Source organism: Streptomyces albus subsp. chlorinus (genome assembly GCF_013302895.1).
Classification (GTDB): domain Bacteria; phylum Actinomycetota; class Actinomycetes; order Streptomycetales; family Streptomycetaceae; genus Streptomyces; species Streptomyces chlorinus.
Map to the genome: position 1 here is coordinate 5,711,580 of NZ_VJOK01000001.1, position 6,460 is coordinate 5,718,039.

Here is a 6,460-nt window from a genome sequence, read left to right on the forward strand (position 1 = left end):
ACCTCCCTCCCCCTCCCTCCCGTCGTCTCCCACTTCTCCATCCGCTGTCCGCAAGGAGCGATTCCCGTGTCCCGAACATCCTCCGTCCCCGCGTCCTCCGATGTAGCCCCGCTAGCCGCCCCCGCCGGCCTGGAGACCGGGCCCGGTCACTGGCGCCGTGCGGCCCGGCGGCTGCTCGCCAAGATGCTCGCCGAGTTCTCCTACGAGGAGATCCTCCAGCCCCTCCCCGCCGCCGACGGCACGCCCGACGCCTACGAGCTGCGGGTGGACGACGAGGTGACCCTGCGCTTCCGGGCCCACCGGGGCGCCTACGGCCACTGGAATGTCGACCCCGAGTCCCTGCGGCCGGCGGACCTCGACCCGCTGGACTTCGTCGCCCGCGCCCAGGAGCCGCTCGGGCTGAGCGGGGAGACGACCAGCCACTACCTGCGGGAGCTGACGGCCACCCTCACCGCGGACGCCCGGCTCCTGGCCTCCGAACTGCCGGCCGCCGACCTCGCCGATCTCGGCTACGCCGAACTGGAAGGCCATATGACCGGCCACCCCTGGCTGGTCGCCAACAAGGGCCGTCTCGGGTTCTCCGCCGCCGACGCGACGGGCTGGGCGCCCGAGGGCCGCACCGCACGGCCCCTCCCGTGGATCGCCGTGCACGACAGCCTGGGGACCTACCACGGGGTGCCCCGACTGGCTGGAGCGGAACGGCTGTACGCCCGCGAGCTGAGCCCCGGGACGCTCGCCGCCTTCCGGCAGGCACTGCGGTCCCGGGGCCTGCCGCCGCAGGACTACCTCTTCATGCCGGTGCATCCCTGGCAGTGGGACGAAACCGTTGTGCCCCTCTTCGCCGGGGAGGTGGCCGCCCAGCGGATCGTGCCGCTGCCCACGGACGGTGACCTGCGGCTGCCCCAGCAGTCGATCCGCACCTTCCTCAACACCAGCAGACCGGAACGGCACACCGTCAAGCTGCCGCTCGCCATCCTCAACACACTGGTGTGGCGCGGCCTGCCGACGGAACGCACGGCAGCCGCCCCCTCCGTCACCGCCTGGGTGCAGGGGCTGCGCGACCAGGATCCGTTCCTGTCGGACGAGTGCCGGGTCGTCCTCCTGGGCGAGGTCGCCTCCGTGGCCGTCCCCCACCCCGTATACGAGCGACTGGCGGGAGTGCCGTACCAGTACCGCGAACTGCTCGGCTGCATCTGGCGAGAACCCCTGACCCCGAGCCTCGACCCCGGCGAACGCGCCCGTACGCTCGCCTCCTTGATCCACACCGACGCGGACGGCCGTGCCCTCACCGCCGAACTCGTCGCCTGCTCCGGTCTGGAGCCGAAGGTGTGGCTCCAGCACCTGTTCGCCGCGCTCCTGCCGCCGTTGCTGCACTTCCTCTACCGCTACGGCACCGTCTTCTCGCCGCACGGGGAGAACGCCATCGTCGTCTTCGACGAGCGGGACGTTCCGGTCCGGCTGGCGATAAAGGACTTCGTGGACGACGTGAACGTCAGCGCCGAACCCGTGCCGGAACTCGACTCCATGCCCGACGACGTGCGCGGCGTGCTGCTGAGCGAACCGCCCGCATTCCTCCCGCAGTTCATCCACTCCGCGCTCTTCGTCGGCGTCTTCCGCTACCTGGCCCCGCTGTGCGAGGCACAGCTCGGTGTGAGGGAGGACGTTTTCTGGTCACTCGTGCGGGCAGAGATCGACCGCTACCAGGAGCGGTTCCCCGAACTGAAGACCCGCTTCGAAACCTTCGACCTGCTGACCCCGCGCATCGAACGCCTCTGCCTCAACCGCAACAGGCTGCACACGGACGGTTACCGCGACCGCTCCGAGCGCCCGCACGCCGCGGTGTACGGGACGATCCGCAACCCGCTGCACTGAGGCACCGGTGTGTGCGGGGGGTGGGGGGAGGGGGCCGGGAAAGGCCGAAGCGGATCGGTGCCGAGCGGAATGTCAGTGGCGCCGCGTAAGGTGTCGGGTCTATGAGCAAGCCCGCCGTCACCGAACTCCTCAAGGCCGCCGTCGACGCCGTCAAGGGGACTGAACGCCCAGGTCAGGCCGCCATGGCGGAGGCCGTCGCCGAGGCGGTCGACACCGGCCGCCACCTCCTCGTGCAGGCGGGCACCGGCACCGGGAAGTCGCTCGGCTACCTGGTCCCCGCGCTGGCGCACGGGGAACGCGTCGTGGTCGCCACGGCGACGCTCGCGCTCCAGCGCCAACTGGTGGAGCGGGATCTGCCGCGCACGGTGGAAGCGCTGCATCCGCTGCTGCGCCGCCGCCCCGAGTTCGCCATGCTCAAGGGCCGGTCGAACTACCTGTGCCTGCACCGCCTCCACGAGGGTGTGCCGCAGGAAGAGGAGGAGGGGCTGTTCGACCCGTTCGAGAGCGCGGCCCCCACCTCGAAGCTCGGCAAGGACCTGCTGCGCCTGCGCGACTGGTCGGACGAGACGGAGACGGGCGACCGCGACGACCTCAAGCCGGGCGTCTCCGACCGGGCCTGGTCCCAGGTCTCCGTGACCTCACGCGAGTGCCTGGGGGCCACCAAATGCGCCTACGGAGCCGAATGCTTCGCGGAGGCGGCCCGCGAACGCGCCAAGCTCGCGGACGTGATCGTCACCAACCACGCCCTGCTGGCCATCGACGCCATCGAAGGCGCCCCGGTCCTCCCCAGCCACGAGGTGCTGATCGTCGACGAGGCGCACGAGCTGGTCTCCCGCGTCACCGGGGTGGCCACCGGCGAACTCACCCCGGGCGGCGTCAACCGGGCGGTGCGCCGCGTCGCCAAACTGGTGGACGAGAAGGCGGCCGACCAGCTCCAGACCGCCTCCGAGACCTTCGAGCGGCTCATGGAGCTGGCACTGCCCGGACGCCTGGAGACGGTGCCGGAGGACCTCCAGTACGCGCTGATGGCGCTGCGCGACGCCGGGCGCACCTGCCTCAGCGCGCTGGGCAACACCCGGGACAAGTCCGTCCAGGACGAGGACGCGGTCCGCAAGCAGGCGAAGGCCTCGCTGGAGAACGTGCACGACGTGGCCGAGCGCATTCTGACGGGCTCCGAGTTCGACGTCGTCTGGTACGAGCGTCACGAGCGCTACGGGGCCTCCCTCCGGGTGGCGCCGCTGTCCGTCTCCGGCCTGCTGCGCGAAAAGCTGTTCACGGACCGCTCCGTGATCCTCACCTCCGCCACGCTCAAGCTGGGCGGGGACTTCAACGGGGTGGGCGCCTCCCTCGGCCTGGCCCCGGAGGGCATCGGGGACGAGGAGGACGCGGAGACGCCCCCCTGGAAGGGGCTCGACGTCGGCTCCCCGTTCGACTACCGCAAGCAGGGCATCCTCTACGTCGCCAAGCACCTGTCGCCACCCGGCCGTGACGCCCAGCGCGGCGACATGCTGGATGAGCTGGCGGAACTGGTGGAGGCGGCGGGCGGGCGCACACTGGGGCTCTTCTCCTCCATGCGGGCGGCACGGACGGCCGCCGAGGAGCTGCGCGGCCGACTGGGGCTGCCGATCCTGCTGCAGGGCGAGGAGACGCTCGGAGAGCTGATCCGGCGGTTCGCCGAGGACGCCGAGACCTGTCTGTTCGGCACGCTCTCGCTGTGGCAGGGCGTCGATGTGCCGGGCCCGAACTGCCAGTTGGTGGTCATGGACCGGGTGCCTTTCCCACGCCCGGACGATCCGTTGATGAGCGCCCGGCAGAAGGCCGTCGAAGAGGCGGGCGGCAACGGCTTCATGGCGGTGGCCGCCACCCACGCCGCGCTGCTGATGGCGCAGGGCGCCGGCCGGCTCGTCCGCGCGACGGGGGACCGCGGTGTGGTCGCGGTGCTCGACCCGCGCCTGGAGCGCGCCCGCTACGGGGGATTCCTGCGCACCTCCATGCCCGACTTCTGGTACACGACGGACCGCGACCAGGTGCGCCGCTCCCTGGCGGCCATCGACGAGGCCGCCAAAAGCGGATGAGCCGCCTCGCGCCGCGCTGCTGCCTCCACCGCCGCACTGGTGCCTCGGCGCTGCGCTGTCGCCCCGTGCCGGCGCTGTCGCCCCGTGCGGCGCTCTGCGCCTCCGCGCCGCGCTTCTCGTCCAGTGCGGCGCTTCTCGCCCCCGCGTGGCCGCGTGGCCGCGTGCCCGCGTGCGGATTCCCGGCCGCACGGTTCGCGGGGCTGTTCCCGGCCGCCGTTCGCGGGCCGCTCGACCCCGGCCCTCCGCGGTTCGCGCGAAGGACGCTGCCCTCCGCGGTGCGCGCGAAGGACAGCGTGCCGTTCGCGGCGCGTTCGGCCCCCGGCCCTCCCCGCTGCACGCGAAGGACAGCGAGTGGTAGGTAAACGACGGCGGGCCGCTGGCTCCAGTGCGGAGGAAACCAGCGGCCCGTAGCCCGCGGCCCCGGCGGGGCCGCTGTGCTGTCGTGTGTGTGCTGTGGAGACGAGAGGCGGGAGATCTCAGACCCGGCGCAGTACGGCCACGACCTTGCCGAGAATGGTCGCGTCGTCGCCGGGGATCGGCTGGTACGAGGAGTTGTGCGGCAGCAGCCACACGTGCCCGTCCTCGCGCTTGAAGCGTTTGACGGTCGCCTCCCCGTCGAGCATCGCCGCGACGATGTCGCCGTTCTCGGCCACGGGCTGGCGGCGGACCGTGACCCAGTCGCCGTCGCAGATCGCGGCCTCGATCATCGAGTCGCCGATGACCTTCAGGACGAACAGCTCGCCGTCGCCGACGAGCTGGCGCGGCAGGGGGAACACGTCCTCGACCGACTCCTCGGCGAGGATGGGTCCGCCCGCGGCGATGCGGCCGACCAGCGGAACGTAGGAGGCCGAGGGCTTGCCGGTGGTGTCCGTCGCCGCCTGCGCGGTGCTCGGCGTGTCGGAGCCGCGCACCTCGTAGGCGCGGGGCCGGTGCGGGTCGCGCCGCAGGAACCCCTTGCGTTCCAGCGCCATGAGCTGATGTGCCACCGAAGAGGTGCTCGACAGCCCGACCGCCTGGCCGATTTCCCGCATGGACGGCGGATATCCGCGCCGCTGGACGGAGTCCCTGATCACCTCGATCACCCGCCGCTGCCGGTCGGTGAGACCAGAACTGTCGGCTCGGATACCCGGGGGGCGGCCTGGAAGTGAGCGCTTGGCCTGGTGGCTTTCCTGGGTCTCTGCGTTCACGGCGTCTTTCACCGGCTGCATTTCGTCCATGGGCTGAGCTGTGCGGTTCTGGGAGGTGATGGTGGCGCTGTCTGCGGTCGTGGTCACGTCGGCCCCTCTCGAGAAGTTCTCCCTAGCCGGACAACGGTAGTGGGTTTCGAAAGGTTGCGCCAAACACACGTTCGAGTGAAAAAACGCAGTTCTCCGGACTCCTTGGGCCCCATGGGTGTATAGGTCTCGCTTCGTTCGTACCGCCGGTTTTCGCAGACACTTCCGGAATCCTGCGCTCTTCGGAATCCGTACGCTTCGATTCTGTCTTTCGTTGTGCCGGCAGTGCTCGCCGCGTTCGACATGTCCCGCAACGTTCACTGACGTGTCCGACACCCGCGCTCCGCGTCCGCGTCCACGGCCCGAGGCTCGGCCCGCGTCCGTGGCGGCCCGTTGCTGTCCGTAGTCAGCGTGCGGAGAGGGTGCCGGCCCTCGCCGCCGGGCCGCTGTCCGGTCACGGTTGGCGCGCGGTCGGAATGCGTCCGCCCGGCCGTCACGACAGGACCACGCGCGGCGGATGTCCCGGACAGTCTCGCAGGCGCGCCCCGAAGGCGTTCCGCCGCCCCGCCTCGCGTAGGCTCGTGCGTCGCACCAGGTCCGACACGCGTGGCGGCTGTCTTGACCAGCGGCTACCAGATCTAGTGCTTTGATGAGCGCACGCCACCAGAAGTTGTGGTGACCCGGGTGCTCATGCCGGGGAGCTTCGCCTATGCTGGTGGCTCGTCGAGGGGCTCCTGTGACGGGGGTGCCGAGGCGTGATCTGTCATGCACGGTGAGGGCTGTCCGAGCCCTGGGAGGGTGAAAACGATGCGCTGCCCCTTCTGCCGGCACCCCGACAGCCGTGTGGTCGACAGCCGTACGGCCGACGACGGCGCGGCCATCCGGCGGCGGCGCCAGTGTCCGCACTGCTCCCGCCGCTTCACCACGGTGGAAAATGCGTCACTCACGGTAATCAAGCGGAGTGGCGTCACCGAACCCTTCAGCAGGGACAAGGTGATCGCGGGCGTCCGCAAGGCGTGCCAGGGCCGCCCGGTCACCGAGGACGCCCTCGCACAGCTGGGGCAGCGGGTGGAGGAGGCCGTGCGGGCCACCGGCAGCGCGGAGCTGTCCACCCATGACGTCGGACTGGCCATACTCGGCCCGCTCCAGGACCTGGACCTGGTCGCCTACCTCCGGTTCGCCTCCGTCTACAAGGCGTTCGAATCGCTGGAGGACTTCGAGGCGGCCATAGCCGAACTGCGCGAGGCGCACCCGCCTGCCGCGGCCTCCGAGCCGGGCGAGGGCGGCCGGTCTGCCGAG

4 protein-coding genes are annotated in these 6,460 nt (G+C 71.1%); 3 read left to right on the top strand and 1 reads right to left on the bottom strand.

Features of this window, described 5'->3' with window-relative positions; all coding sequences use genetic code 11:
- Positions 1-66 precede the first annotated feature (66 nt).
- A complete protein-coding gene (locus tag FM076_RS25010; RefSeq protein ID WP_173873173.1) occupies positions 67-1,872 on the top strand; it encodes an IucA/IucC family siderophore biosynthesis protein in 1,806 nt (601 codons plus the stop codon).
- A 101-nt stretch (positions 1,873-1,973) separates the two neighbouring features.
- Positions 1,974-3,947, top strand: coding sequence for an ATP-dependent DNA helicase (locus FM076_RS25015; protein ID WP_173873174.1), 1,974 nt, complete (start codon positions 1,974-1,976; stop codon positions 3,945-3,947).
- A 476-nt stretch (positions 3,948-4,423) separates the two neighbouring features.
- On the opposite strand, the gene lexA is transcribed toward FM076_RS25015, so the two are convergent.
- On the bottom strand, positions 4,424-5,155 hold the full coding sequence (gene lexA, locus FM076_RS25020; protein WP_428815171.1) for a transcriptional repressor LexA: 732 nt from the start codon (positions 5,153-5,155) through the stop codon (positions 4,424-4,426).
- Positions 5,156-5,968: 813 nt separating this feature from the next.
- On the opposite strand from lexA, the gene nrdR reads away from it, so the two are divergent.
- Positions 5,969-6,460, top strand: a 492-nt coding sequence (gene nrdR / locus FM076_RS25025) for a transcriptional regulator NrdR (protein ID WP_173873176.1), incomplete at its 3' end; no start/stop codon positions are given.